This window comes from Ferrovibrio sp. (assembly GCF_029255545.1).
Classification (GTDB): Bacteria; Pseudomonadota; Alphaproteobacteria; order Ferrovibrionales; family Ferrovibrionaceae; genus Ferrovibrio.
In genome coordinates this window covers 34,993-59,110 of record NZ_JANLJJ010000027.1, presented here as the reverse complement: position 1 = coordinate 59,110, position 24,118 = coordinate 34,993, and the positions used below count along the sequence as shown (strand labels likewise).

The 24,118-nt window shown below is 63.7% G+C and carries 26 protein-coding genes; 17 read left to right on the top strand and 9 right to left on the bottom strand.

What is annotated here, in order from left to right:
• Both Q1J79_RS04860 and Q1J79_RS04855 read right to left on the bottom strand, forming a co-directional pair.
• Nucleotides 1-786 (bottom strand): ABC transporter ATP-binding protein, encoded by a 786-nt coding sequence (locus tag Q1J79_RS04860; protein ID WP_300297294.1) that lies wholly within the window; start codon nt 784-786, stop codon nt 1-3.
• A 2-nt stretch (nt 787-788) separates the two neighbouring features.
• Nucleotides 789-1,904, bottom strand: coding sequence for an MlaE family lipid ABC transporter permease subunit (locus tag Q1J79_RS04855; RefSeq protein WP_300297291.1), 1,116 nt, complete (start codon nt 1,902-1,904; stop codon nt 789-791).
• Nucleotides 1,905-2,075: 171 nt separating this feature from the next.
• Here Q1J79_RS04855 and otnI point away from each other — a divergent pair, with 171 nt between their 5' ends.
• Nucleotides 2,076-2,870, top strand: a complete 795-nt coding sequence (gene otnI / locus Q1J79_RS04850; protein WP_300297288.1) for a 2-oxo-tetronate isomerase — start codon at nt 2,076-2,078, stop codon at nt 2,868-2,870.
• A gap of 17 nt (nt 2,871-2,887) precedes the next feature.
• On the opposite strand, the gene Q1J79_RS04845 is transcribed toward otnI, so the two are convergent.
• From Q1J79_RS04845 to Q1J79_RS04835, 3 genes are all read right to left on the bottom strand, one after another.
• Nucleotides 2,888-4,186: a TRAP transporter large permease gene (locus Q1J79_RS04845; RefSeq protein WP_300297285.1), complete on the bottom strand. Its 1,299-nt coding sequence runs from the start codon at nt 4,184-4,186 to the stop codon at nt 2,888-2,890.
• Nucleotides 4,183-4,710, bottom strand: a complete 528-nt coding sequence (locus Q1J79_RS04840; protein ID WP_300297282.1) for a TRAP transporter small permease — start codon at nt 4,708-4,710, stop codon at nt 4,183-4,185. Before Q1J79_RS04840 ends, Q1J79_RS04845 begins: the two co-directional genes overlap by 4 nt.
• An 82-nt stretch (nt 4,711-4,792) precedes the next feature.
• A complete protein-coding gene (locus Q1J79_RS04835) occupies nt 4,793-5,854 on the bottom strand; it encodes a TRAP transporter substrate-binding protein (RefSeq protein WP_300297279.1) in 1,062 nt (353 codons plus the stop codon).
• Between the two features lie 209 nt (nt 5,855-6,063).
• Here Q1J79_RS04835 and Q1J79_RS04830 point away from each other — a divergent pair, with 209 nt between their 5' ends.
• Nucleotides 6,064-7,194, top strand: coding sequence for a TRAP transporter substrate-binding protein (locus Q1J79_RS04830; protein ID WP_300297276.1), 1,131 nt, complete (start codon nt 6,064-6,066; stop codon nt 7,192-7,194).
• A gap of 3 nt (nt 7,195-7,197) precedes the next feature.
• Here the strand turns inward: Q1J79_RS04830 and Q1J79_RS04825 are convergent, their stop codons facing one another.
• Nucleotides 7,198-7,929: a hypothetical protein gene (locus Q1J79_RS04825; protein ID WP_300297273.1), complete on the bottom strand. Its 732-nt coding sequence runs from the start codon at nt 7,927-7,929 to the stop codon at nt 7,198-7,200.
• Between the two features lie 218 nt (nt 7,930-8,147).
• On the opposite strand from Q1J79_RS04825, the gene Q1J79_RS04820 reads away from it, so the two are divergent.
• The 10 genes from Q1J79_RS04820 (at nt 8,148) to Q1J79_RS04775 (ending at nt 15,074) form a co-directional block, all read left to right on the top strand.
• The gene (locus Q1J79_RS04820) at nt 8,148-8,528 is read left to right on the top strand and encodes a cytochrome c family protein (protein ID WP_300297270.1); all 381 of its coding nucleotides are present in this window, start codon (nt 8,148-8,150) and stop codon (nt 8,526-8,528) included.
• A gap of 152 nt (nt 8,529-8,680) precedes the next feature.
• The gene (locus Q1J79_RS04815) at nt 8,681-9,025 is read left to right on the top strand and encodes a rhodanese-like domain-containing protein (protein WP_300297266.1); all 345 of its coding nucleotides are present in this window, start codon (nt 8,681-8,683) and stop codon (nt 9,023-9,025) included.
• Nucleotides 9,026-9,110: 85 nt separating this feature from the next.
• Nucleotides 9,111-9,707 carry a gamma carbonic anhydrase family protein gene (locus tag Q1J79_RS04810; RefSeq protein ID WP_300297264.1) on the top strand — a complete coding sequence of 199 codons (597 nt, stop codon included), beginning with the start codon at nt 9,111-9,113 and terminating at the stop codon, nt 9,705-9,707.
• A gap of 103 nt (nt 9,708-9,810) precedes the next feature.
• On the top strand, nt 9,811-10,458 hold the full coding sequence (locus tag Q1J79_RS04805) for an RNA polymerase sigma factor (protein WP_300297261.1): 648 nt from the start codon (nt 9,811-9,813) through the stop codon (nt 10,456-10,458).
• A 15-nt stretch (nt 10,459-10,473) separates the two neighbouring features.
• The gene (locus tag Q1J79_RS04800) at nt 10,474-10,929 is read left to right on the top strand and encodes a hypothetical protein (protein ID WP_300297259.1); all 456 of its coding nucleotides are present in this window, start codon (nt 10,474-10,476) and stop codon (nt 10,927-10,929) included.
• Between the two features lie 5 nt (nt 10,930-10,934).
• The gene (locus Q1J79_RS04795) at nt 10,935-11,510 is read left to right on the top strand and encodes a periplasmic heavy metal sensor (RefSeq protein ID WP_300297256.1); all 576 of its coding nucleotides are present in this window, start codon (nt 10,935-10,937) and stop codon (nt 11,508-11,510) included.
• An 87-nt stretch (nt 11,511-11,597) separates the two neighbouring features.
• Nucleotides 11,598-12,623 carry a D-erythronate dehydrogenase gene (gene denD, locus Q1J79_RS04790; protein WP_300297253.1) on the top strand — a complete coding sequence of 342 codons (1,026 nt, stop codon included), beginning with the start codon at nt 11,598-11,600 and terminating at the stop codon, nt 12,621-12,623.
• Between the two features lie 21 nt (nt 12,624-12,644).
• Nucleotides 12,645-13,829: an acetylornithine deacetylase gene (argE, locus tag Q1J79_RS04785; RefSeq protein WP_300297250.1), complete on the top strand. Its 1,185-nt coding sequence runs from the start codon at nt 12,645-12,647 to the stop codon at nt 13,827-13,829.
• A gap of 143 nt (nt 13,830-13,972) precedes the next feature.
• Nucleotides 13,973-14,506, top strand: coding sequence for a PAS domain-containing protein (locus Q1J79_RS04780; protein WP_300297247.1), 534 nt, complete (start codon nt 13,973-13,975; stop codon nt 14,504-14,506).
• A 49-nt stretch (nt 14,507-14,555) separates the two neighbouring features.
• Nucleotides 14,556-15,074 (top strand): hypothetical protein, encoded by a 519-nt coding sequence (locus Q1J79_RS04775; RefSeq protein WP_300297245.1) that lies wholly within the window; start codon nt 14,556-14,558, stop codon nt 15,072-15,074.
• Between the two features lie 24 nt (nt 15,075-15,098).
• On the opposite strand, the gene Q1J79_RS04770 is transcribed toward Q1J79_RS04775, so the two are convergent.
• Entirely contained in the window at nt 15,099-16,487 is a 1,389-nt protein-coding gene (locus Q1J79_RS04770) for an MATE family efflux transporter (RefSeq protein WP_300297243.1), read from the bottom strand.
• Entirely contained in the window at nt 16,484-17,092 is a 609-nt protein-coding gene (locus Q1J79_RS04765) for a TetR/AcrR family transcriptional regulator (RefSeq protein ID WP_300297240.1), read from the bottom strand. Before Q1J79_RS04765 ends, Q1J79_RS04770 begins: the two co-directional genes overlap by 4 nt.
• Nucleotides 17,093-17,222: 130 nt before the next feature.
• Between Q1J79_RS04765 and Q1J79_RS04760 the strand changes: the two genes are divergently transcribed.
• The 3 genes from Q1J79_RS04760 to Q1J79_RS04750 all read left to right on the top strand — a co-directional run bounded on the left by Q1J79_RS04760 (nt 17,223) and on the right by Q1J79_RS04750 (nt 19,697).
• Nucleotides 17,223-18,734 carry a hypothetical protein gene (locus Q1J79_RS04760; protein ID WP_300297237.1) on the top strand — a complete coding sequence of 504 codons (1,512 nt, stop codon included), beginning with the start codon at nt 17,223-17,225 and terminating at the stop codon, nt 18,732-18,734.
• 9 nt (nt 18,735-18,743) lie between these two features.
• Nucleotides 18,744-19,037 (top strand): SelT/SelW/SelH family protein, encoded by a 294-nt coding sequence (locus tag Q1J79_RS04755; protein WP_300297235.1) that lies wholly within the window; start codon nt 18,744-18,746, stop codon nt 19,035-19,037.
• 192 nt (nt 19,038-19,229) lie between these two features.
• Nucleotides 19,230-19,697, top strand: a complete 468-nt coding sequence (locus tag Q1J79_RS04750) for a hypothetical protein (protein WP_300297232.1) — start codon at nt 19,230-19,232, stop codon at nt 19,695-19,697.
• Between the two features lie 5 nt (nt 19,698-19,702).
• Here the strand turns inward: Q1J79_RS04750 and Q1J79_RS04745 are convergent, their stop codons facing one another.
• Complete coding sequence (locus tag Q1J79_RS04745) at nt 19,703-21,070, bottom strand: MFS transporter (protein WP_300297230.1); 1,368 nt, start codon at nt 21,068-21,070, stop codon at nt 19,703-19,705.
• A gap of 79 nt (nt 21,071-21,149) precedes the next feature.
• On the opposite strand from Q1J79_RS04745, the gene Q1J79_RS04740 reads away from it, so the two are divergent.
• The gene (locus Q1J79_RS04740) at nt 21,150-22,118 is read left to right on the top strand and encodes a LysR substrate-binding domain-containing protein (protein WP_300297228.1); all 969 of its coding nucleotides are present in this window, start codon (nt 21,150-21,152) and stop codon (nt 22,116-22,118) included.
• Nucleotides 22,119-22,293: 175 nt separating this feature from the next.
• Nucleotides 22,294-24,117, top strand: coding sequence for a translational GTPase TypA (gene typA, locus Q1J79_RS04735; protein ID WP_300297225.1), 1,824 nt, complete (start codon nt 22,294-22,296; stop codon nt 24,115-24,117).
• The last annotated feature ends 1 nt before the right edge of the window (nt 24,118 follow it).

Genomic DNA, 24,118 nt, shown 5'->3' with positions numbered 1-24,118 from the left:
TCACCTCTTGTCCATCGCCGCGGTGATCGCGGCAGCCCGGGCACGCGGCCCGTGGAAATATTCCATCACCCAGGGATGCTTTTCCTGCAGCATGGTCTCGATCGACCCGGTCACCAGAACCTTCTTCTCGGCCAGCACGGCGATACGGTCGCAGATGGCATAGAGAGAGTCGAGGTCATGGGTGACCATGAACACGGTCAGCCCCAGGGCCTGCTGCAGGTCGCGCACCAGCTGGTCGAAGGCTGCCGCCCCGATCGGATCGAGGCCGGCGGTCGGCTCGTCGAAGAATACCACTTCCGGATCCAGCGCCAGGGCACGGGCCAGGCCGGCGCGCTTGCGCATGCCGCCCGACAGCTCGGCCGGATATTTGTCGGCGGCATCCGCCGGCAGGCCCACCATATGCACCTTGGCGGCGGCGATCTCGTCCAGCAGATCCTGGGGCAGGTCGTAGAATTCCTTCAGCGGCACCTGGATGTTCTGCGCCACGGTCAGCGAGGAAAACAGCGCGCCATCCTGGAACAGCACGCCGAAGCGCTGGCGCACGGCGCGCAGGGCATCAGGGTCGCCGTCAATCATGTCGGTGCCCAGCAGGTCGATGCTGCCGGACACGGCCTGGTTCAGGCCAATGATGGTGCGCAGCAGGACCGACTTGCCGCTGCCCGAGCCGCCGACCACGCCGAGCACCTCGCCGCGCCAGACATCGAGGTCGAGGTTTTCGTGCACGGTATGCTCGCCGAAACGGTTGGTCAGGCCGCGCACCGTTATCACCCTTTCCCTTTCCGCCATGCCTACACCTTGAGGATGTTGAACATGATGGAAAACAGGGCATCGAACAGGATGACCAGGAAGATCGACTGCACCACCGAGCGGGTGGTGAGCCGGCCGACGCTTTCAGCATCGCGCTTGACCCGCAATCCCTCGTAGCAGCCAACCAGGGCGATCAGCGCGGCGAAGACCGGCGCCTTGACCATGCCGACGATAAAGGTGCGCGGCACGATCACCTCCTGCAGCCGGCTGAAAAACAGGTAGGGGTCGATGCCCAGCGTGTTCCACGCCATCAGCGCGCCGCCACACAGGCCCATTACGTCGGCGAAGAAGGTGAGCACCGGCAGAGTCAGCATCAGCGCGAACATCCGGGGCAGCACCAGCACCACCACCGGGTCGAGACCCAGCGTGCGCATGGCGGCGATTTCCTCGTTCACCTTCATGGTGCCGATCTGTGCGGTGAAGGCGCTGCCCGAGCGGCCGGCGATCAGGATCGCGGTCAGCAACACGCCCAGTTCGCGCAGCACCGAGATGCCGATCAGATCGACGACGAAAATCTCGGCGCCGAATTTCTGCAACTGGCTGGCACCCTGATAGGCCATCACCATGCCGATCAGAAAAGACAGCAGGCCGACGATCGGCAGGGCCTTCAGCCCGGTCTCCTCCATATGGTGCACCATGGAGGTGAAACGCATGCGGCCGGGTCGGAGGGCGGTGAGCATGGCGGTTTCGGTCACCTGGCCGATGAAGGCTGTAAAGCGCCGCGCCTCGCGCACGAAGAACATAGTCAGCCAGCCGAGATATTCGATCATGCCGATCAGGCCGCTGCCCGATGGCGGCCAGACCGTGATCGCCTCGCCGGCGCCACCGACATAATCGAACAGCGCGCGATGTTCGCGCCGTGCCTGCGGCCAGTCGATCTCAAACCCCTGATCGGCGACCTGACGGTACAGCCGCACCAGCAGGATCGCGCCAGCGGTATCCAGACGGCCCAGCCCGGTCGTATCGAGCACGGCCCGCCGCTGACCGCCGCCGGTGACATGCTCACTGGCCAGCCCGGCCGTCGCCAGTCCGCCCAGTCGCGACAGCAGGGCCGCGGCATGCGTCAGCGTCCAGTCGCCAGTCAGGCGCAGCCGCAATGCCGTTCCATCCCGTTCTGCTTGCAACCGGCCGTCGGCCATCGATCCTCGAAGGAAAAACAAGAAGACTTGCCCAACAGTTAGCAGAAATGACAGTCTCGGCAAACCGATGCTTCTGCGGAGACCGGATGACAATCCGGCCGCCGAGAGGCTGTTGCCCTGGGGGATGCCATGCCACGCTTTGCCGCGAACCTAAGCTTCCTGTTCCAGGACCTGCCCTTCCTCGACCGCTTCCCGGCCGCGGCCGACCAGGGTTTTGCCGCCGTCGAATTCATGTTCCCCTATGACCATGCCCCGGCAGCCATTGCGGCAGCCATGCGCGATGCCGGCCTGCAGGTGGCTTTATTCAATGCCCCGCCGGGCGACTGGACGGCCGGCGAACGCGGCCTGGCCTCCCTGCCCAACCGGCGCCAGGAATTCCGCGCCGCCATGGCGCGGGCCTTCGACTATGCCGCCGCCCTGAACTGCCCGCGCATCCATGTCGTGGCCGGGGTCGAGCCGGCCCGGCCCGACCGCCGCGCCATGGAGGCCTGCTACATGGACAACCTGGCCTGGGCGGCCGAGCAGGCCTCGGGCGCCGGCCTGCTGCTGCTGATCGAGCCGATCAACCGGCGCGACATCCCCGGCTTCTTCCTGAGCGACTTCGATGTCGCGCAAAAAGTGATCGAGGAGATCGGCGCGCCGAACCTGCGCCTGCAATTCGACATTTATCATGCCCAGATCATCCACGGCGACATCAGCAGGCGGCTGGAACGGCAGATGCCGTGGGTCGGCCATATCCAGATCGCCAATCCGCCCGACCGGCGCGAGCCGGGTAATGGCGAGATCGACTATCGCTATATCTTCGACCGGGTCGATGCGCTGGGCTATGACGGCTGGGTAGGCTGCGAATATCGCCCTGAAGCAGACACGGTGGCGTCGCTGGGCTGGATCAGGGAATACGGCGTGGTGCCGAAAAGGCGCTGATCAGTCCATAAGGCCCATCAGTCCATAAGGCTTGGCAGCCACAGTACGATCTGCGGAAAGCCGATCAGCAGACCGACGCGCACCAGATCGGCCAGCACAAAAGGCAGGATGCCCCGGATCACGGTCGGCAGCTTCACCTGCCCCACGCCCTGGATGACGAACAGGTTCATGCCCACCGGCGGCACGATCATGCCGATCTCGACGATCGTCACCATGTAGATGCCGAACCACAGCGGATCAATGCCCAGCGCCTGCACTGCCGGGAACACGAAGGGCAATGTCAGCAGCATCATTGCCAGGTCGTCCATCAGCGCACCCAGCACAACGTAGAAAAGCGTGAGCAGCACCAAAAACAATGCCGGGCTGACATTCAGCGCCTGGATCTGCTGCACCACCAGTTGCGGGGCGCTGGTCACCTCCAGGAAGAAATTGAACAGGCCGGCACCGATCAGGATCAGGAAGATCATCGCGCTGGTGGAGGCCGTTTCCAGCAGCGAATCCTTGAAGCGCGACAGGCCCATCGTGCGGCCGGCCAGGGCGAAAAGCAGCGCGCCAACGGCGCCCACGGAAGCGGCCTCGTTGGGCGAGAAGATGCCGGCGAACATGCCGCCGATCACCAGCACGAACAGCAGGAAGACCGGCCAGACGCTACGCATAGTACGCAGGCGCTGCGGCCAGGTCATGCGCTCGCCCGCCGGGCCGCTGGCCGGGTTGAGGCGTACGGTGGCCGCGATGGCCAGCATATAGAGCCCCGTGCCCAGCACACCCGGCAGCAAGGCGGCGACATAAAGCTTGCCCAGCGATTGTTCCGTCAGCAGGGCATAGATCAGCAGGATGATCGAAGGCGGAATCAGGATGCCCAGCGTGCCGCCGGCGGCAATGGTCGCGGTGGCCAGGCTGTCGCTGTAACCGCGACGCCGCATTTCGGGCAAGGCGACGCGGCACATGGTAGCCGCAGTCGCAATGGCCGAACCGCAGATCGAGCCGAAAGCGGCGCAGGCGCCGATGGTGGCCAGTGCCAGGCCACCGCGGAAATGCCCGAGAAAGGCATAGGCCGCATCGTAGAGCTGGCGCGACAGGCCCGCATAGGTCGCGAACACGCCCATCATGACGAACAGCGGCACCACCGACAGGCTGTAGGGGAACACGCTCTCGAACGGCGAGGAGCCCATCACATAGGCCAGGCCGTCCCAACCCTGCAGCAGCAGAAAGCCGGCCGCGCCGATCAGTCCCATGGCGACAGCCACCGGGACGCGCAGCAGCATCAGCGCCAGCACGGCACCGAAGCCAAGAATGCCGGCCAGTGCCGGGCTCATGCCGCCTCTCCTGCCCTGGCCGCCGCCACCGGATCGCGCCCCGTCAGCAACGTAACTGCGTGGCGCAATGCGACCACCAGCGCCATCAGCGCGGCAAACACCGCGCCGCCCAGCAGGGGATACCAGTACCAGGTCATCGGCAGCGCGATGGTCTGCGACCTGTCGCCCATCAGCGCCACGGTATTGAACTGCTGCCAGCCGAACCAGCCGATCGCCAGCATCAGCAGCGCGCCGCATAAAGCCGCCAGCATGCGGCACAGCGCCTGCAGCCGGAATGGCAGCCGCTCGATGCCCAGATCGACCGCCACATGGCTGTCCGAGATGAAGCCATAGGGAATGGTGAGAAAAGCGGTCGCCATGATCATCAACTGGGTGATATCGACCGTGCCAAGGATGCCCTGGCCGCCGGCCTGGCGAATCACCACATCAGCGCAGGTGGCAAGGCCTGCCAGAAGAGCGCAGAAGGCCCCGACACGTGCAGCCCAGGCCGCGCTCCAGTCAGCCGCACGATAGATCGGCATCATCCCGGCATTCCGTCTGCAAAAAAGTGCGGCCCGCCGAACCGGATAATCCGGAACGGCGGGCCGCAGGTTTACCTATACAGCTTCAGCGCTTGCCGCCTTCATACTTGGCAATGCGCTGCTGCATCTCGCGATAAATCTCGCGGGCATTCTTCACCCCCTGGCCCTCCAGATCGGTCAGCAGCTTTTCCGTGGTCGGCTTCAGGGCATCGCGCCAGCGGTTGCGCTCAGCCTCCGACAGCGACGACATCACGTTGCCTTTCCGGTTGGCCGCTTCCAGGCCCGGCGCATCCCACTGGTTCCACCAGTCGCCGAATTTCTCGGTCAACGCCGCGCCGGTGGTCTCGTCGATCGCCTTCTTCACCTCGGCCGGCAGGCTGTCGTACTTCCTCTTGTTCATCACGAAATAGAAACTGGCTGTGTAGGACCGCGCATCGAGGTGGTATTTCGTCACCTCGAACAGACGGAAGGAATTGATCGGATCCCACGGAAAGACGGCGCCATCAATCACGCCGCGCTGCAGATTCTCGTACACTTCGCCCGGCGGCAGGCCAACCGGCGTGGCGCCGAGCTGCTGCAGCATGGCGTTGATCTGCGGGCTGGGCGAACGGATGCGCAGGCCCTTCAGGTCGTCCATGCCCTTCACCTGCTTGTCGCGGGTGTGGATCAGGCCGGCATTATGGGCATGCAGGCCCAGCACCTTCACGGTATCGGGGAATTCCTGAGCGAAATGCTTGGGATACATCTCCCACAGGGTGCGGCTGGCGGCATTGGATGTTTCGACCAGGAAAGGGAACTCGATGATGCCCATACGGTTGAAGCGGCCGGCCGGCACGCCGCGCAGGCCATGGGCGATATCGACCACGCCGCTGACCGCCTGTTCCAGTTGGCGGGCCGGATTGCCGAAGGCGGAACCGGCCGGAAAGATCGTCACCTTGACCTTGCCATTGCTGCGCTTGGCCAGCTCTTCGCCCCAGGGCAGCAGCCAGTCGCGGTGGATGCCGTGGCCGGGCGGCAGGAAATGGCTCAGCTTGAGCTCGATGTCTTGCGCTGCAACATGCGGCGCTGGGACGGTGACGAACAGGGCGGCGCCCGAGGCAATCGCGACAATGGCCCGGGCCAGCATGGCCTTAAGGTTGTTTCGCACGGCAATTCCTCCCGAGGAATTTGTTCTTTGTTTTTTACCTTCCGGAAAGGTAGTTACAAACGAAACTAAGAGTCAAGCGAGTGGTGGGAAACGCCGCGGGCCAATGGACGACCGGGTTGCCCGCCGCTTATGGTGACGCCCGGCAGTTGCCGGCGACGCAGTATTGCTGATGCCCAGTATTACTGATGCCCGGTGGGAGATCAAAATTCATGGCGCGTCTGGTCACCGTTGCTGGCCTGGCATTGGTATTGGGTATCCTGATCGGTATCGGGGCCGTATCGCTGCGCCGGGCCGCCGATGCGCCGACGGCGCGCGCAATCAAGGAACCAGAGCCGACTGCCGTGCCGATGGCGGTGATCGAAGCGCCGGGCCACCGCCGCGTGATCAAGCTGGCCAGTCCGGCGCCCTCGACGGCGCCGCTGATCGGCACCATGGCCGTGGCCATGGTTGAAAAGCTGGCCACCGCCTCCGATGGCAATATCGAGTTCAAGCTGTTCGAGCCCAACACGCTGGCACCGAATGACGAACTGTTCGACAAGGTCTCGGCAGGCGATATCGACGCCGTGTGGTCATCGGCCAATTTCTTCGCCGCGCGTGATTCCGCCTTCTGGCTGTTTTCCACCGTGCCGTTCGGCCCGCCGGCCAGCGAATATCTGGCCTGGCTGTCCTATGGCGGCGGCCAGCAGCTCATGGATGAGAGTTTTGCCCGGTTCAATATCAAGCCGGTGGTCTGCACCATTCTGCCGCCGGAATCGGGTGGCTGGTTCCGCCGAGAGATCGCCTCGGCGGCCGATCTGAACGGGCTGCGCATGCGCTTCATGGGCATCGGTGCCCGGGTGATCAGCCAGCTGGGCGTCGAAGTCGTGCCGCTCAACGGCGGCCAAATCTTCGATGCGCTGCAAACCGGCAATATCGATGCCGCCGAATTCTCGCTGCCTGCCACCGATCTGCGCTTCGGCCTCGACAAGGCGGCCACGCATTTCTACTTCCCCGGCTGGCACCAGCAGAGTTCGCTTATCTCCCTGCTGTTCAACACGAAGGTATGGGAAAGCTTCACCGACGCGCAGCGCGGCCTGATCCTGAGCGTCTGCGGCGATACCGTGCGCGAAAGCCTGGCCGAGGGCGAGGCGCAACAGGTGAAGGCGCTGCAGGAGATCCGCGCCCGCGGCGTGACGATCCATACCCTGCCGCAGCCGGTGATGGGGGCGCTGAAAACCGCCTGGATCAAAGTCGTGAAAGAAGAAAGCGCCGCCAATCCAGAATTCAGCAAGGTTTGGGATTCCTATTACGGATTCCGCAAGGCCTATGCCGAGTGGCGCAATCTCGGCTACCTGCCGTAAACGTCAGGCTGCCATCGAGCGGCGCAGCTGCCGTACCCGACGTTCCACCGAGATATCCAGCGACGCCGTTACTTCCAGGCTGCGGTCTTCCAGCGCGTCGCCACGCGGATTCGCCCGGCCACGCGCTTCCACCGCTGCATCGCGGCGGCGGATCAGTTCGACGATCTCGGGCTGGAACAGACGCAGCAGGCTGCTCAGCCACCGGTTTACTTCCGGTACCGGCCAGTTATGGCGCAGCTCGAAACGCTCCAGCATGGCGATCACGTCGCGCGCCGAATACCAGGTTTCGTCGGTGACCCAGCGGTTGACGGTGAACAGCCGGATTGGCTGGCCGTAATGATCCATCGCCACGGCAATGATATGGGCCAGGGCGCGGTCACCGCGCGGCCAGTGCGGCCCGATTTTTTCCTTCGGCGAGCAGCGGCCAACGCCTGGCTTGACGTACCGCACCGGCTCGAATTTTTCCGGCAGCAGGTGCGGCCGCTGGAAGATATGGAAATGACCATGCTCACGGCCGTCATTGCGGTGTGCATGATAGTAATATTGCGCGCCCGTTTCGGGGTCGAACACGTCGCCGGCCGGGTAATGCTGCTGCTCAAAGAAATCCGGTTCGCCACGCAACAATTCAGCCACCAGGTTGCTGCGTCGGGCCGCCAGCGCCTGCTGGATCTGCAGCACGTCGCTTCCGGCAGCCGTCATCGCCTGCAACCGGCTGCGCCCCAGATTGGCCATCATGTTCATCTTCAGCCGAACTCCCGCTACGCTGGGGCGATTTCCTGCCCAGGCGGGGCAGACTAAGCAGCCGGCTGTTAAGCGGCGGTAAATGCGGCAATGCGCCGCTGTTGTTCGAGCGAGTCGCTATGCTATTTTCCATCCGGCTTCGGGAGTATCCGGGCCGCACAGGCAGGTTTTGCCCCCGAATCAACACAGAATCACGCGAGGAGCCCCACGAGATGTCGCGAGTCTTTTTTTCCGCCCTTGCCGCCCTAGCGGTGTCGTTCAGCCTCGCCGGCGCCGCCCAGGCTGCCGGTGATGTCGAAGCCGGCAAAAAATCCTTTGCCAAGTGCCGCGCCTGCCACCAGCTCGAGGCCGGCAAGAATGGCGTCGGCCCCAGCCTGGCCAAAGTTTTCGGCCGTAAGTCCGGCACCGTCGACGGCTTCAAATATTCCGATGCCATGAAGGCCAAGGCCGTGGTTTGGGACGAAAAGACCATTGCCGCCTATGTGGCCGATCCCAAGGGCTATGTGCCGGGCAACAAGATGGTTTTCCCAGGTATCAAGAAGGAAAGCGAAGTGGCCGACCTGATCGCCTACCTGAAGGACGCCACCAAGTAAGTTGCTGATTCTCCGGCGGCCTCCCTCACCGGGAGGCCGTTTTTTATTTAACATAAAATTATGTTAATATTTTTAATTACACAACAAAGAGCTATTTTATTTGCATTTCACATTCAAAGCCATATATTGCGGCTATGCCCACTGCGAATGACATGACCGTTCAATCCCCCGTCACTGTCGCTGCCGAAGCCGTGCAGGCTTGGCTGGCTGCCGGCGAGGCGATCCTGATCGACGTACGCGAACCGGACGAATATGCCGATGAATACATTCCCGGCTCGGTGCTGCTGCCATTGTCCACACTTGATGCGACCGCCCTTCCGGCCACGCCGGGCAAACGCCGCGTGCTGCAATGCCTGACCGGCAAACGCTCGGCCATCGCGCTGGCCCGTCTGGCAGAACAGGGCGTCGCTGACCTGCTGCATCTGGATGGTGGCCTGCTGGCCTGGAAAATCGCCGGCGGCAAGACCATCGAGGCCGACGAGGCCGTGGCAGCCTGACCGGATCATCTGACGGGCCCCCCTCCGCCCTTTTTCCCCCCGCCGCGCTTGGTTAAGGTCGTTCTCCAGAGATGGAGGAACAAAGATGCCCGTGCATGGCCCCGATGTGGTGCTGAACAATCCGGCCTATATCCACGACACCGCGCAGATTTACGGCAAGGTGCGACTGGAGGAAGGCAGTTCGGTCTGGATCAACGTCGCCATGCGGGCCGAGAATTACGAGATTGTCGTCGGCGCCTATACCAATATCCAGGACTTTTCGATGCTGCATGTCGGCAGCCAGACCGGCACATATGTCGGCGCCCATTGCTCGGTGACGCATCACTGCACCATCCACGGCTGCAGCATCGGCGACAATTGCCTGATCGGCATCGGCTCGACCATCATGGACGGCTGCGTGATCGGTAATAACTGCATCATCGGCGGCCACACCTTCCTGAAGGAAGGCACCGTGATCCCGGACAATTCGGTGGTGGTCGGCAGCCCTGGCAAAGTGATCAAGACGCAGAACAATTTCGTGCGCTGCCGCCTCAACGCCTGGCTGTATTACCGCAACGCCCTGGCCTACCGGCAGGGCCAATACCGCGACTGGGACCAGCCCGACATGGCCAAGGCGGTCGGCCAGGAAATCGCCCGCCTGACCGAGGAACTGAAGGCCCTGGAGGCGGCCGGCCAGGCCTGATCCGGGAAAATGGCAGACCTGCGCAGGATTTCCGGCCCGGCCCCGTATAGGGAGCATGGGAGAAATCCCGGCCCCCGTTTTGGCCAGAGCAGGAATGATCCGGATGTTTGCTTCTGTTGCGTTGCCCCGCCCAGACGCTTTGGCGGGTGTCTTCCCGACGACCCTGTTATCCTTTCCGCTGCGGCGGACTGAGACCGTGCAGGATGTCGACGCCGCGCTGATGCTGCGGGTAGCCAATGGCGACCACGCCGCCTATCGCCTGCTAGTCGACCGTTACCTGCGCCATGCCGTCACCATGGCCTATCGCGTGTTGTTCGATCGCGCCGATGCCGAGGAAGTGGCGCAGGAGGCTTTCCTGCGCGTCTGGCAGCATGCCGGCCGCTGGCGTGCCGATGGCGGCGCCAGCTTCAAGACCTGGTTGAATCGCGTGGTGGTCAATCTGTGCATCGATCGCAAACGCAAACCCGGCATGGCCGCGCTGGACGACCAGCCTGAACCCGCCGACGAGACGCAGCCCAATCCCTATCAGGCCAGGCTCGCCGCCGAGACCGGCGACCGCGTGGCCGCCGCGCTGGCGAAGCTGCCCGAACGCCAGCGCGCCGCTATTCTGCTCTGCTTCTGGGAGGGCGAGAGCAACATTGCCGCCGCCGAGGTGCTGGGCATCAGCGTCGGCGCACTGGAATCCCTGCTGGTGCGCGCCAAGCGCAGCCTGCGCGACGATCTCGGCGCCAGCTTCGGCGCAGCAGACTGATTTCGGAGTGAGACCATGAACCTCGACCGCTTCACCGATCTGCTCGACATCTACGGCGCCGACCCGCAGCTCTGGCCCGCGCGCGAACGCGCCGCGGCCGATGCCCTGCTGGCCGTTTCGCCGGATGCACGGGAGCTGCAGCACGCCGCCCTGCGTTTCGACAATCATTTGCTCAATGCCGCCTTGCCTGAACTGGAACCGAGCGACGCCCTGCGCGCCCGCATCTTCGCCCAGATGGCAGCCATGCCTGCTGCTTCCGCCGCCGCGCCCGGCTGGCGCATACAGATCACCGAAGCCCTCTCCTTGCTGTTTCCCGCTGGCCGCGCCATGCCGCAGCTTGCTGCGCTCGCCCTTGCCCTGTTCATCGGCATTGGCGCAGGCCTCAGCAATTTCTCTCTGATCGACACGCAGGAAGCCGAGCTGGTGGCCGTGCAATTGGCTAGCACTGCACCGCTTGTGTATGAGGAATAAGCGTCATGTCCGAAGCTCCCGTCTCTCCCCCGCCGGCACAGCAGCCTCCCCAGGCGCCGAAATCGCGGGCCAATCGCTGGCTTGCCATCGGCCTGATCGCCTCGGTGGCAATCAATCTCGCTTTCATCGGCTGGGGCGCTGTGCGCTTCGTCAAGTACAGCCGCTGGATGGACCGCGATCGCGCCCAGATCGAAGAGCAGTTTGCCCGCCGGCTGCCCGATGATGCTGGCAAGGCTTTCCGTAAAGCCTTTGAGAAAACGCACAAGGGCAATGCCTTCACCCTGCGCGAGATGAATCGCGAACTGGGCGCAGCGCTGGCTGCCGAACCCTATGACCACGCGAAACTGGAAGCCGCGCTGCTGGAACATCGCCGCCGGCTCGACCAGTTGCAACAGGGCCTACAGGCCGGCCTGCTGGCCGCCGCCGATGCGATGACGCCGGAGGAGCGGCAGAAATTCGCCAGGAGGCTGCTGCGCCATGGTCCACCCATGCCTCCGCCGCCGGATGGCCCCATGGGCGGTCCCGGCAGCCGCCACATGGACGGCCCGCCGCCGCACCGCCTGCCGCCGCCACAGGACTGAACCATCGCGTACCATGTCGGCCGGCTTGTTTCCGCCGGCCGGCATCGCTAGCGTGGACGCTTTCCCGGAGATTCACTGGGGGCGTTCATGCTCAATGTCGTCATCACCGGCGGTGCCGGTTTCATCGGTCAGAAACTGGCGCAGGAGCTGCTCAGGCGCGGCAGCCTGATCGGCCCGAGCGGCAAACCGGAAACGATCCACCGCATCACCCTGTTCGACACCGTGGAGGCAAACGGCCCGCAGGACGAGCGGATCGTCACCATGGCGGGTGATATTGGCGATCACGGCGAAGTACTGCGCCTGATCGGCCACAACACCCACTCGGTCTTCCATCTGGCGGCCATCGTCTCGGCTGGCGCCGAAGCCGATTTTGAAGGTGGCTATCGTGTCAATCTCGACGGCACCAAGCATGTGCTGGAGGCCTGCCGCGCCATCACCACGCATACGCCACGCATCGTCTTCGCCTCGTCCGTTGCCGTGTATGGCGGCGATGCCCTGCCCAAAACGGTAACCGACGAAACGGCACAGAGGCCCACCACTTCCTATGGCGTGCAGAAGCTGACCGGCGAATTACTGATCAACGATTACAGCCGCAAAGGCTTTGTCGATGGCCGCGCCATCCGCCTGCCCACCATCATGGTGCGGCCTGGCAAGCCGAACAAAGCCGCCTCCACCTGGGCCAGCTCGATCATCCGTGAGCCGCTGTCGGGCGTGGATGTGATCTGCCCAGTACGGCCGGACTCGCCCATGGCCTGCCTGTCGCCGCGCCGCACGGTGGATGCCTTCATCCGCGCCCATGACCTGCCCGGCGAGAGCTTCGGCAAGGATCGTACGCTCCTGCTCAGCGGCATCCGTGTCACCGCCGGCGAAATGGCCACCGCCGTGGAGCGCAACAGCCAGTTTCGCAGTATGGGGGGCAACCGCAGGATCGGCGCGATTCACTGGCAACCCGATGCCGCAATCCAGAGGATCGTCGATGGCTGGCCGGGTGAAACACGCTCGGCCCGCGCTGCTGCCATGGGGTTCACCACGGATGCCTCGATCGACGAGATCGTGCAGGGCTTCATTGCCGACGATCTCGACAACCAGATCAAAAGCCTGCAGTCCCACTAAACAAGAAAGCGTACCTCCCCCATGACCAAACCCAGCGCAGAAGCCCTCGAGATGGTTCGCCAGCTCATCGAGACGCCGACCGTCAGCCGCGATTCCAACCTGGCCCTGATCTACTGGATTCGCGAACATCTGGAAGCGCTCGGCGTGGAATCCACGCTGGTCTATGACGACAGCGGTAAAAAGGCCAATCTCTATGCCACGCTCGGCCCGCAGGACAAACCCGGGATCGTGCTCTCGGGCCATACCGACGTCGTACCGATCGACGGCCAGGAGTGGAATACCGATCCCTTCACGCTGACCGAGAAGGATGGCCGCCTTTATGGCCGCGGCACGTCCGACATGAAAAGCTTCGTCGCCGTCGCGCTCTCCTACGCACCAAAGTTCCTGGCGCAGAAACTGGAGACGCCAATCCACTATGCCTTCACCTATGACGAAGAAGTCGGCTGCCTGGGCGCCAAGAAGCTGATTGAAGTGCTGAAGGACATGCCGGTAAAACCCAAGGCCTGCATCGTTGGCGAGCCGACCGAGATGCAGGTGATCGCCCAGCACAAGGGCAAGAAAAGCTGGCGCGTCGATGTGCGTGGCTTTGAATGCCATTCCTCGCTCACCCATCTGGGTGCCAATGCGGTGGAAGCGGCCGCCGAACTGATCGCCTTCATCAAAAGCCTGGCGCGCAAGAAACGCGCCGAGGGGCCGTTCGATGGCGAATTCGCCCCGCCCTATACCTCGCTGCATACCGGAACGGTCAACGGTGGCACCGCGCTCAACATCGTGCCGAAGGATTGCAGCTTCCTGTGGGAGATCCGCTATCTGCCGCAGGATGATGTGGACGCCCTCTACGCCGAAGTGGTGGCCTATGCCAAGAACAAGCTGGAGCCTGAGCTGAAGGCGATTGATCCGAATTGCGGCTTCACCTTCACACAGATTTCCGAATTCCCGGGTCTTGCCACCGATGACCGCGCCGGCGTGGTCGAACTCGCCAAGGCGCTGACCGGCGCCAACCGGGTGCAGAAGGTTGCTTTCGGCACCGAGGCCGGCCTGTTCTCCGAACTTGGCATTCCTACCATCGTGTGCGGCCCCGGCTCGATTGAACAAGCGCACAAGCCCGACGAGTTCATTGCCCTGGAGCAAATCGCGTTATGCGAGGCTTTCATGGCCCGGCTGCTGGAGCGGGTAAAACAGGGTGGCGCGGCTTTGCCGGTCTAGTGCCGGATAATCAGGAAAAACTCTGCCTGACTACGGGATTGTGACGGCGAGCACGGCAAGGCAGCCCTGCATGGATGGCAATGGTGCAGCGCAGCAATAGTTGCTACGCCAGCCGCCACTTTTGCCACCGAAAGGCTGCCGCCGTGTCCCACGCTTCTGCCTTGCGTAAGCCGAGTCCCACACCGCATCCCAATCTTGTCACCATCGCGCGCGTGCTGCATGTCGCGCGCGATGAAAAGATCGCTGACTTTCTCGCCTATTACCGCGGCATCCATCCGGCCGACCGCTTGCCATCGCGCCGGGATTTCGACCCGATGGCCGTGCCGCGCCTGCTGCCGCATCTGATCCTGGTCGAAGTCGTGCATGGCGACCGGCCCGGTTTCCGCATCAAGGTGGCCGGCGAGGAAATCGTCCGCGCCTTCCGAATGCCGCTGCAGGGCCGCCGCCTCGAAGACATTGCCGAGGAGGATGAGCCCGGCAGGCCATACTCGATCCTGACGCGCGCAGCCGTGGCGAAAAGCGGTCTTGTGGCGCATTACTGCGGCGCGCCGCGGATGCGTTTCGCTCTCGATTTCGCCGACATCGAGTATGTTCACTGCCCGCTGGCCGAAGACGGCGTCACCGTCGACCAGATCGTATCGGTATTTCATTACCACGGCTTCGATTCCGAGCCCTGATCCAGGCCAGCGCATTGATTACCGATCAGCCGCGCGGTCATACTCCGGCATGCCTTCCCACCCAAATATCGTCGCCATAGACGCCATCCTGGGTAAATCGCAAAGCAGTGTGGTGCGCGATTTCCTGCGCTACATGCGGCAGATTCATCCGCCTGGCCATCTGCCGGCGCGGCGCGATTTCGACATGGCGGCCCTGCCGCATCTGCTGGCCAACATCGTTCTGGTCGAGGTCGAACGGAAACCTGCTCCGCAGCCGGCGCGGTTCTTCGTGCGAGTTGCCGGCGAAGCGGTACTGGATGCCGCGCCGTCGCCGATGATGAATCGTTATATCGACGAGATCGTGGCCACCAACACCCGCTTGTCGGGCCGGGATGCCGGCGTGATCCTCGACGTGCGCCAGCAAGTCTTGTCAACCGGCGTCACATATTACTGGCACGGCCCGCCGCGCATGAAGTTCCGGCATGATTACGCCGATCTGGAATATGTCCATTGTCCGCTGGCCGATGACGGCATCACCATCGACCGCATCATCTCGGCTTTTTACTACGAGGGCGCTGTCCCGCTCTGAGCGCAGGAATTTGTAGGTCGCGGCCTACCAGCGCGTGAAGCGCACCGCCGCCAGCGTCGCCAGCCCATAGAGCACCATGGCCGCGCCGGCCAGAGCGAACAGCGTCCAGGCCGGCGCGCCATTCACTGTCAGCAGCCAGCCGCCTATGCCAACCAGCACCAGCCGCAACGTACCGGCAAGTACCGGGCCGACCAGCCTGCCGGCGCCCTGCGAGGCAAAATACAGGCACAGGCCAAGGCCAAAGAAGGGAAAACCGGCGCCGGCGGCCGTGAGGTACTGCCGCGCCGCCGCGATCACCGCTTCATCCTGCGTGAACAATCCGGACCAGGCATCCGGCACCACGATCACCACCAGGCCAATGATGCTGAGTGCGCCGAAAGCCAGGCTGCCTGCCGTCCAGGCGACATGACGGGCGCGCGCCACATTTCGTGCGCCGATCGCCATACCCACCATCGGCACGCTGGCGACGCCGACCGAGAAGGCAATCGGGATCAGCAGGAATTCCAGCCGCGCACCAATGCCATAGCCCGCCAGCGCGACAATACCGAAACGCGCCACCAATCCGGTGAAGATCAGGATGGTCAGCACGGTCTGCAGCGATGACAGGCAGGCCATGGCGCCAACTTTCAGGATATCGGCAAACATCTCGCCATGGGCCACAAAGGCGCGTGGCACCAGGCGCAGCCGTGCGTGGCCCGCCAGCAAATGCCAGGCCAGATACAGCGTGCCGAGGCTGAAGGCGACCACCTGCCCCAGTCCGACGCCGAGCATGCCGAGCCGCGGCAGTGGCCCGAAACCCAGCCCAAGCGCGCCCCCGATCACAATCTGCAGCACGGCCACTGCCAAGCCAAGCACGGATGGCACCGCCATGTTGCCGGTGCCGCGCAGCACCGACGACAGCGTGTTGAACAGCCAGACCGACATGGCGCCGGCGAACACCGTGTTGGAATACAATACGGTCTGCTGCAGCGTGCCGTCGTGGCCGCCGAGCAGGCGGTAGATCGGCGGGCCCAGCAGCCAGAAGAAAACCGTAAAACCCAGTCCGGCACAAAGTGCGATCACCACGGCGTGCAGGGCCAGCATATTGGCCCGCGCGCGGTCGCCGCCGCCGAGGGCGCGTGCAATCGCCGACGAGACGCCGCCACCCATCGCGCCGGCCGACATCATCTGCATCAGCATGATCATCGGAAAAGCCAGCGCCATCGCCGCCAGCGGCTCGACGCCGAGCAGGCCGACATAGGCAGTCTCGGCGATCGCCGCCAGCGCGGTTGCTGTCATCGCCACCGTATTGGGCAGAGTGAGCCGCAGGAGGGTCGGCAGGATTGCTGCGATCAGCAGCTTTTCCTGCGCCGGCCGGGGCGCAGGTTGTGCGAATGGTCGCGGCACCGCGGCTTTAAGGCTCTGATCGTTCATGGCGCCGCCTGCGCCAGCCGGGCCTGCAGACTGGCGCGGGCGGAGTCGAGGACGCGGTCGGACAGGGCAGGATCGGTGGTGGCGCGAGCCAGCGCCACGGCCCCCGCCATCTCGGACAGCATTGCCATGGCAAAGCCTTCGGCATCGAAGCCATCATGCACGGGAAGATACGAGACAAACCGCGCGACGATGCCGCGCAGGCCGTCATCGAAGGCGGCACGCGCTGGTGCTTCGAGGCGGGCAGCATCGCTGGTCAGTGCGGCCAGCGCGCAGCCGCCGCCGGGATTGTCACGATGCGATGGCGAGACATAGGCGTCGACCCAGGCGCGCAATGCTTCGATACCCTGCTTGCCGGCGGTACGGGCGAAGAAGCGATTGCGTCCTTCCTCGAACATGGCGGTGATGGCAGCCGCCACCAGGTCGTCCTTCGATCTGAAATGGGCATAGAAGCCACCATGCGTCAGGCCGGCCTCATGCATGATCTCCAGCACCCCCACGCCGGCAGGACCACGCGTCCTGATAGATCGGGCCGCCGAATGCAGGATTCTCTCGCGCGTGGCCTGGCGGCGCGATGGCAGAGCGGCGGCAGGAGAAGGCTGGGCCATGGAAAAGCCTATATGATGATGATCATAATAAATGCCCTGATTTCCCCCAATGTCAAACCCCTCTTGTCACGCGAAGTCGCATATCGCGCCAAAATACGAAATAATCCATTGAAAATACTTATTATTTTATATGATCGACTCGCTGCCAGAGAAGGCGCAGACTTATTTAGCAAATCAGCACTGCACTATTTTTCCTTTCTCTAGCTCTGAAGTCAGATCTTGTCTGGGTAGAAAAAAGACACACGCAACATCACCGATGGACAGCACGCGTAGTTCCCTACTTCAGAAACTGGGGCATCTGCTTGGCGGCAACGATGCGCCGTCGGGCCCAGCGCCCCGGCGGCGCGAAATCGGTGCCGCCACCCCTGCCCCGGCTGCCACGGCGGGTCAGCACAGCCTGAGTATTCCTTCCAGTAAACTGACGGCCGGTTCCCTGCAGTTAATCGGTCTGGCCGATATCCGTACCGTCCTGGGTGACCACTGGGAACAGCAAAGCGCGCGGATTTTTCACCTGATCGAAGGAATTTTCCGCCACCGCCTTGATGTCACCGATGCTTATTACAAGGTGGACGATGAAAATTTCCTGATCCTGTTCACTCGCCTGCGCCGCCGCGAGGCCGAGTTCAAGGCACGCATGATCGCCGGGGAGATCGAGAAGCTGATCGTCGGCGAAGGCCAGGACATCACCGTGGTATCCCAGGTCGCCGAGATCGACCGGCAATTCGTACTGGAAAAAATCAATTCACTCGACGAACTGATCCACCATGTTCGCACCGCCGCCGAGGACGGCTGGTATGAATCCGATTCCGCCAGACAGGTCGCCGGATCAATGGCGGATACAACGGAACTGTCCTACATCCCCGAGTTGGAGCAGGATTTCAGCGCGTTGTTCCAGCGCACCACCGTTGAGGAATACCTCAAACATTGCAGTGCCAGCTTCCGGCCGATGTTCAACACGCGGCGCCGCGCTTTCACCTCCTTCCTCACCAATGTCATCAACAAGCGTACCGGCCGCATGGTGCTGGTGGACGACGATCCGATGCTCGACAAGCCGGAGGACCTGTTGCCGGCACTCGATCGTTTCACCCTTGGGGCGGCCTTGCTTGGCCTGCATCGCATGATGGCGGCAGGCCTGCAGACCAAGCTGGTGGTGCCGATCAGCTACGACACCATGAGTATCAGCCGCCTGCGCGAGCAGTATTTCAGCCGCCTGCGCGATCTTCCTGATGGCATCCGCACCTATATCGCCTTTGCCATCACCAATTTGCCGACCGGCATGCCGGCCAGCCGGCTGGCGGAGCTGATTTCCTATCTGCGGCCATTATCGTCCCTGCAGGTAGCGCATATGCAGCCCGACCCCCGGCTGGTCGACACCTTCGCCACCGCCGGCTGCTATGGCCTGAGCACCGAAATACCGGCCGACCAGTCCGACACGATGAAACTGCAGGCTGACCTTGGCACGTTCGCCAAGCGTATCCACCTGCATCGCAACATCGCGATCCTGGCCAATATCAACAACCGCGATTATCTGCGTACCGGCATTGCGGCCGGTTTCGACATCATCTGGGGCGATGCAGTCAGTGGCACGGTCGACACGCCAGGCATGCTGGAAGGGCTGCGCAGCGAACATATTCCAGGCTAGCATGCCGGCATGACCGATCCGACTGCCAGCACCAGACCCCGCATCACCATCACCTATTGCACGCAATGCCACTGGCTGCTGCGCGCCGCCTGGATGGCGCAGGAACTGCTTTCCACCTTTTCTGATGAGTTGGCCGAGGTGGCCCTGGTGCCTGGCACCGGCGGCATCTTCGAAATCTGTTATGACAATGTCACGATCTGGGAACGCAAACGCGACGGCGGCTTTCCTGATGTGAAGACGCTCAAAAAGCTTCTGCGCGATCGTCTCGATCCAGGCCGCGACCTAGGGCATGTCGACCGCTGAGCAGACAGAGGCACCCGGCAAATCACACCGCATCATCGTGCCCAGGCGGCAGAAAATTCCGCTTAACTGCCGTTTACCAAACTCCGCAACATTGTGATTATGCCGATTTCCGCAATATCCTGACACGCGACCACCCTGCAACCTTTGGCATGCACATTGCTTCCTGTGCCCACAAAGCAAGTGGAGGACAGCATGTCGGTTTCCGATATCCGCGGTGGCAGCAGTCGCCTGCAGCAGCTCAGCTTCGACAGCGAGACGATGGAAAGCTTCCTGAAGCTCGCAAGGGCGAAGAAGGAAGAAGCGAAGGGCAGTGATCCGCAGACCCGCCCGGCCTGGCTGACCACGGCAACTGGCCCAGTCGATGAGGCGCAGGCAACGCAGTCGTCTTCCGCGGCCCAGACCGCCGCCGCCGTAGCGGCAACCGCGCGGCCCGAAAAACCCGATGCCGCCCAGGACTTCCTGGATTACGCCAAGATGTCAATCCCCGAGCGCATCCGGGCGAAATACCTGGAAGAAAACGGCCTGACTGAAGAGGGCCTCGCCCAGCTCGACGAAAAGCTGCGCAAGAAGATCGAGGAAGAGATCCGCGAGCAGATCGAGGAAGCCGTCAAACAGGGCACCGGCAAGAGCGCCGGCGGCATCGCCGACATGCTGGTCTGAGCTGTCTAGATCAGAATTCTCTTCAGCGTCAGCGCAGCAGCCGCTGCACCAATGGCGGCGGCAAACGCCGCCACGCCAAAGGCAGCGGCATAATCCACGCCGCCGGAAACTGCGCCAAGCAGAGCGATGCCGATGGCAAAGCCAGCCTGCCGCAATGTCGTTGCCATGGCAGACGCCATGCCGGCGCGATCCGGCGGCGCCAGCGCCACCAGCGCGCCCGAGACCTGCGAATTGCTGATCCCCGCCCCGCTCGCCAGCAGCAGCATGGCGCCCAGCACGAACCAGAGCGATGCGGCCGTGAAAGCGGCATAGGCCAGCAGTGCCAGCCCGGCCGTGAGCAGCAGCATGCCGCCGGTGAACGTCGCCTGCCAGCCATAACGCTGGGTCAACCAGACGCCGACCGGCGGCAGCGCCAGCATCGGTAACGTGGCGGCCAGCATCGCCAACCCGCCCTGTTCGACATCGAGGCCGAAAGCCGCCAGCAGATATAGCGGCAGATAGATCAGCGTGGCCCAATAGCCGGCCGACAGTGACAGCAGCAGGCAGCCGATACCAATGGCCTCGCGCCGCCGGAACAGCATCGGGTCGAGCATCGGTTTCGCACGGCGCTTCTGTTGCCACACCAGCACGATCCCGAGCAGCACACCCGCTCCCGTAGCCAACCAGCGCCAGACCGGCGCACCGTCGCTGTGCAGCAGCGCCTGTACCGGCAGGGCGATGGCCAGCGTCAGCAGAGCCACGCCGGTAATATCAAGCGCCCGCCCCTCTTCATCGCGCGATTCTGCAATCACGCGACGAACCGCCCAGGCGCAGATCGCGCAAACCGGCAGATTGATCAGGAATATCCAGCGCCAGCCCAAGCCGGCGGCGACAAAGCCGCCCAGCGTGGGGCCCAGCGCCATCGCCGCGCCGCTGGTAACGCCGATGATGCCGAAGGCCCGGGCGCGATTTGCCGCGTTCGATATCGGATAGGCCAGCGAGATCGCAGCCAGGCCGCCGGTGATATAGAAGGCGGCGCACAGGCCCTGCAGTGCGCGGGCAAACCACAGCGACGGCCCGTCCCAGGTCAGGCCGCAGAGCAGCGACGCCATCGCGAAGCCGGCATTGCCCAGCAGCAGCATGCGACGGCGGCCGAACCGGTCGGCCAGCGCGCCGGCGGCGAACAAAGAGCCGGCAAAGGCCAGGCTGTAGGCGTCCATAACCCAGGCAGTGGCGCCGATCGAGAAGCCCAGTTCGTCACGTATGACCGGCAACACCACGGCGACGACGGTGACATCGAAGTTGGCCAGGCTGACCGACAGTGCCAGCACCCAAGCCACGGCCATGGGATGATTGAGGCCGAAGCGTGGCATCGGTTGCGCGAGATCGGACATGGCACTGCATCGCATGCCGCCGTGCGCCGGGCCAACGACATCGCTTCACAGTATCATGAATCTAATTCATAATACGGGCATGCGCTCCCTGCCGCCCTTCGACTCCCTCGTGGCCTTCGATGCCGTGCTGCGCCATGGCAGCATGACCGCGGCGGCCAGTGAGCTGGGCATCACCCAGAGTGCGGTGAGCCATCGCCTGCGCCGTCTGGAAGCCTTCATCGGCACATCTTTGCTGCTGCGGCGTCGTGCAGGCCTGTTCCCGACCCCGGCAGGCGCGGCTTTGGCTGAAGGGCTGGGCGATGTGTTCGACAGCATGGCCGGCCTGCGCGAACGTTGCCGCGCGGCGACAACACCGGGCCGCCTGCGCGTCAGCATCGGCGCGGCGCTGACGCAGCACTGGCTGGTGCGCCGCCTGCCGGCTTTCGCACGGCGGCATCCCGGCATCGAGATCGAACTGGTCATCGCCACCACCCAAGCGCAGATGAAGGCGCGCAGCGGCGATTGCGATCTGAGCGTGCTGTGGGTCAGGCCCGAGGAGGCTCGCAACACCAGCACCCAGCGCCTGCTGTTCCGCGAGCAGGTTTTCCCGGTCTGCGCACCCTCGGTGCTCAGGAAGCCGCTGCGCGATCCGGCGCAACTCGCGACCCTCCCCCTGCTCTACAAGGGCACCGAGGAGGGCAACACTCCGGAATGGGAATGGAGCACCTGGTTCAAACGGCTCGGCATTGCCGGCAAACCGAAAACCAGCCTGCGGTTCGTCGATATCGGCACGGCCATCAGCGCCGCCATCGAGGGCGGCGGCGTGGTGCTGGCCAGATCCCTGCTGGTCGATGATGCGTTGAAGGACGGCCGTCTGGTCAGGCCGCTAGGGCCCGGCTGGGGTATGCCCTGCAGCAAGGTGCATCTGGTGCGCTGGCCAGCGGCGCTGTCGGGCGATCTGCGGGTACGGGCCTTCGTGGCCTGGCTGGCGGCCGAAGCAGAGAAAACCGTGGCCGAAGGGGCGCCCGCCGCCCCTGCCCCAGCTAAGCTACGGATTCGGCGAGGTTAATTACCTGGCGCAATGCCGGCATGGCAGCCTTGCGCCGCCGTCACCGCGGCGCAACAAATCTGTCCTTGTAACAATCGGTCGCGCACCGTATATACCCGCCCAACCCTAGCCGATCTAAAGGAATCGCGCCCGGCCGCCTGCCCCCAGGATGGACCGGGCCTTTTGTGTAAGCCGCATGGACATCCGCAATATCGCCATCATCGCCCACGTCGACCATGGCAAGACCACACTCGTCGACGCCTTGCTGCGTCAGTCCGGCTCGTTTCGTGAGAACCAGCAGGTCGCCGAGCGCGTGATGGATTCCAACGACCTGGAGCGCGAGCGCGGCATCACCATCCTCGCCAAGTGCACCTCGGTCGAGTGGCATGGCACCCGCGTCAACATCGTCGACACCCCCGGTCACGCCGATTTCGGCGGCGAGGTCGAGCGCATCCTGTCGATGGTCGATGGTGTGGTGCTGCTGGTCGATGCCGCCGAAGGCCCGCTGCCGCAGACCAAATTCGTGCTGGGCAAGGCGCTCGGCTTAGGGATGCGCCCCATCGTGGTCATCAACAAGGTCGACCGCCAGGACGCCCGTCCGGTGGAAGTGCACTCCGAGGTCTTCGACCTCTTCGCCGCGCTGGACGCCTCGGAGGAGCAGCTTGATTTCCCCTGCATGTTCGCGTCCGGCCGCAGCGGCTGGGCCGATGACAGCCTGGAAGGCCCGCGCAAGGACCTCGCCCCGCTGTTTGACCTCGTCGTGCGCCATGTGCCGGCGCCGAAGGTGGAGCTAAATGCGCCGTTCAAGATGCTGGTCACCACGCTGGAAGCCGATAACTTCCTCGGCCGTATCCTCACCGGCCGCATCTATTCCGGTAAGCTGAAGGTCAACTCGCCGATCCATTCGCTGCGCGCCGATGGCACCGAAATCGAGACTGGCCGCGTCACCAAGCTGCTGGCCTTCCGCGGCATCGAGCGCGTGCCGGTGGAGGAAGCCGATGCCGGCGACATCGTCGCCATTGCCGGCCTGACCACCACCACCGTGGCTGACACCATCTGCGAACCCGCCGTCACCGAGCCAGTGCCGGCCAATCCGATCGATCCGCCGACGCTGGCAATGACCTTCTCGGTCAACAACTCGCCGTTCGCCGGCAAGGAAGGCAGCAAGGTGCAGAGCCGCGTGATCCGCGAGCGCCTGCTGCGCGAGGCAGAGGGCAACGTGGCGATCCGCGTGACCGAGACCGACGAGAAGGACGCCTTCCAGGTGGCCGGCCGCGGCGAGCTGCAGCTCGGCGTGCTGGTCGAAGTAATGCGCCGCGAGGGCTTCGAGCTTTCGATCAGCCGTCCGCGCGTGCTGTTCCAGAAGGACGAGAACGGCCAGCTGCTTGAGCCGATCGAGGAAGTGCATGTCGATGTCGACGACGCCTATACCGGCGTGGTGGTCGAGAAGATGAGCCTGCGCAAGGCCGAGCTGCGCGACATGCGCCCCTCGGGCGGCGGCAAGACCCGCATCACCTTCCATGCCCCTTCGCGCGGCCTGATCGGCTATCATGGCGAGTTCCTCACCGATACGCGCGGCACCGGCATCATGAACAAGCTGTTCCATGGTTATGGTCCGCATCGCGGCCCGATCCCGGGCCGCCGCAATGGCGTGCTGATCGCCAATGGCACCGGCGAAACCGTGGCCTATGCGCTGTGGTATATCGAGGAGCGCGGCGTGCTGTTCGTCGATCCGGGCACGCCTGTGTATGAGGGCATGATCATCGGCGAGAACAGCCGTGACAACGACCTTGAAGTCAACCCGATGAAGGCCAAGCAGCTGACCAACATGCGCGCCTCGGGCAAGGACGAGGCCGTGCGCCTTACCCCGCCGCGCAAGATGACGCTGGAACAGGCGATCAGCTACATCGGCGACGACGAGCTGGTGGAAGTGACGCCGAAGTCGATCCGCATCCGCAAGAAACTGCTCGATCCCAACGACCGCAAGCGCGCTTCACGCGCCGCGGATGCCGCTGCCTGAT

Coding starts and splice junctions, on each gene's coding strand:
- Q1J79_RS04775 (WP_300297245.1), top strand. CDS start 14,556: ATGCCTTCCCACCCAAATATCGTCGCCATAGACGCCATCCTGGGTAAA.
- Q1J79_RS04765 (WP_300297240.1), bottom strand. CDS start 17,092: ATGGCCCAGCCTTCTCCTGCCGCCGCTCTGCCATCGCGCCGCCAGGCC.
- Q1J79_RS04815 (WP_300297266.1), top strand. CDS start 8,681: ATGACCGTTCAATCCCCCGTCACTGTCGCTGCCGAAGCCGTGCAGGCT.
- Q1J79_RS04745 (WP_300297230.1), bottom strand. CDS start 21,070: ATGTCCGATCTCGCGCAACCGATGCCACGCTTCGGCCTCAATCATCCC.
- argE (WP_300297250.1), top strand. CDS start 12,645: ATGACCAAACCCAGCGCAGAAGCCCTCGAGATGGTTCGCCAGCTCATC.
- otnI (WP_300297288.1), top strand. CDS start 2,076: ATGCCACGCTTTGCCGCGAACCTAAGCTTCCTGTTCCAGGACCTGCCC.
- Q1J79_RS04800 (WP_300297259.1), top strand. CDS start 10,474: ATGAACCTCGACCGCTTCACCGATCTGCTCGACATCTACGGCGCCGAC.
- denD (WP_300297253.1), top strand. CDS start 11,598: ATGCTCAATGTCGTCATCACCGGCGGTGCCGGTTTCATCGGTCAGAAA.
- Q1J79_RS04750 (WP_300297232.1), top strand. CDS start 19,230: ATGTCGGTTTCCGATATCCGCGGTGGCAGCAGTCGCCTGCAGCAGCTC.
- Q1J79_RS04860 (WP_300297294.1), bottom strand. CDS start 786: ATGGCGGAAAGGGAAAGGGTGATAACGGTGCGCGGCCTGACCAACCGT.
- Q1J79_RS04795 (WP_300297256.1), top strand. CDS start 10,935: ATGTCCGAAGCTCCCGTCTCTCCCCCGCCGGCACAGCAGCCTCCCCAG.
- typA (WP_300297225.1), top strand. CDS start 22,294: ATGGACATCCGCAATATCGCCATCATCGCCCACGTCGACCATGGCAAG.
- Q1J79_RS04805 (WP_300297261.1), top strand. CDS start 9,811: ATGTTTGCTTCTGTTGCGTTGCCCCGCCCAGACGCTTTGGCGGGTGTC.
- Q1J79_RS04825 (WP_300297273.1), bottom strand. CDS start 7,929: ATGATGGCCAATCTGGGGCGCAGCCGGTTGCAGGCGATGACGGCTGCC.
- Q1J79_RS04820 (WP_300297270.1), top strand. CDS start 8,148: ATGTCGCGAGTCTTTTTTTCCGCCCTTGCCGCCCTAGCGGTGTCGTTC.
- Q1J79_RS04845 (WP_300297285.1), bottom strand. CDS start 4,186: ATGAGCCCGGCACTGGCCGGCATTCTTGGCTTCGGTGCCGTGCTGGCG.
- Q1J79_RS04830 (WP_300297276.1), top strand. CDS start 6,064: ATGGCGCGTCTGGTCACCGTTGCTGGCCTGGCATTGGTATTGGGTATC.
- Q1J79_RS04770 (WP_300297243.1), bottom strand. CDS start 16,487: ATGAACGATCAGAGCCTTAAAGCCGCGGTGCCGCGACCATTCGCACAA.
- Q1J79_RS04740 (WP_300297228.1), top strand. CDS start 21,150: ATGCGCTCCCTGCCGCCCTTCGACTCCCTCGTGGCCTTCGATGCCGTG.
- Q1J79_RS04755 (WP_300297235.1), top strand. CDS start 18,744: ATGACCGATCCGACTGCCAGCACCAGACCCCGCATCACCATCACCTAT.
- Q1J79_RS04810 (WP_300297264.1), top strand. CDS start 9,111: ATGCCCGTGCATGGCCCCGATGTGGTGCTGAACAATCCGGCCTATATC.
- Q1J79_RS04760 (WP_300297237.1), top strand. CDS start 17,223: ATGATCGACTCGCTGCCAGAGAAGGCGCAGACTTATTTAGCAAATCAG.
- Q1J79_RS04840 (WP_300297282.1), bottom strand. CDS start 4,710: ATGATGCCGATCTATCGTGCGGCTGACTGGAGCGCGGCCTGGGCTGCA.